Source organism: Bradyrhizobium sp. 141, from assembly GCF_023074055.1.
GTDB lineage: Bacteria > Pseudomonadota > Alphaproteobacteria > Rhizobiales > Xanthobacteraceae > Bradyrhizobium.
In genome coordinates, this window is record NZ_JADPKR010000036.1 from 1 (window position 1) to 1066 (window position 1066).

Below are 1066 nucleotides of genomic sequence, written 5' to 3' on the forward strand. Positions count from 1 at the left end.
CCGACGGATGAATTCGTCAGCGCCAAGCGTCATCGTCTTTTGACGGTGGCCATTGCGATAATCTTTCCAGCGAAACTGAACCTTGCCGTCGTCGATATCGAGGAGGCGATTGTTGGAGATGGCGATGCGGTGCGTGTATCGTGCGACGTACTTGAGGACTTGTTCAGGTCCGGCGAAGGGGCGCTTCGCGTAAACCACCCAATCCTTCTTCTGGATAGGCGCGATGTGACGCAAGAAGGCGTCGCGCGTCCGAAGGGATTCCAGCGAGGAAAAGAACTGCAAGTCTCCGGCGTCGAAGGCCTTCCGGAGATAATCGAGAAACAGTCGACGAAACAGACGCGCCAACACGAGAACGGGCAAAAAGAACTTGCGCCGGCAGGAAATCCATCGTGTGCCATCCGGAGAAATGCCCCCACCCGGAACCACGCAATGCAGATGCGGATGGTGAAAAAGAGCCTGACCCCAAGTATGAAGCACCGCGAAGAATCCGATTTGTGCGCCCAAATGCTTGGGGTCAGCTGCGATGGTGCGCAACGTCTCGCTGGCGGCCCGGAACAGAATGCCGTAGACGATCTCCTTGTTTTGAAGGGCAATAGCTGCAATGGACTGCGGTATGGTGAAGACCACATGAAAATACTGGGTGTCGAGAAGTTCTGATCGACGGTTGTCCAACCACTGGGCACGAGCCAGTGATTGGCATTTTGGGCAGTGGCGATCACGACAACTATTGTAGCAGATGCGCTGGTGGTCACAGTGATCGCAGCGCTCGACATGACCACCAAGTGCCGCAGTTCGACACAATTCGATCGCGCTCATGACGCGACGCTGTGCAATGCATAGCGAGGCGCCATGGCTCTCACGATAGGCTGCACCGTAGCGGCGGAATATGTCCGCCACTTCCGGCCCCGAGCGGGCCATCGGTCTGAAACTCAGAAGTGTTTTGGCGGCGCCGGCTGTGGTTCGGCTGGAACTGGATGCGGCAAGAGGTCCAGAGGGCTGGACGTCGCGCAGACCTTGTTGGTCGCGATGCGCAAGTACTTGGCCGTGGTGGCGAGGCTGCGATGAC

The 1066-nt window shown here is 57.6% G+C and carries 1 protein-coding gene and 1 pseudogene; both read right to left on the reverse strand.

Annotated elements, in window-relative coordinates; translation table 11 throughout:
• A partial coding sequence (locus IVA81_RS11415) for an IS91 family transposase (RefSeq protein WP_247316424.1) occupies positions 1-918 on the reverse strand: 918 nt, incomplete at its 3' end.
• An 11-nt stretch (positions 919-929) separates the two neighbouring features.
• Positions 930-1066 (reverse strand): annotated as a pseudogene (locus IVA81_RS11420) (integrase); the annotation flags it as partial.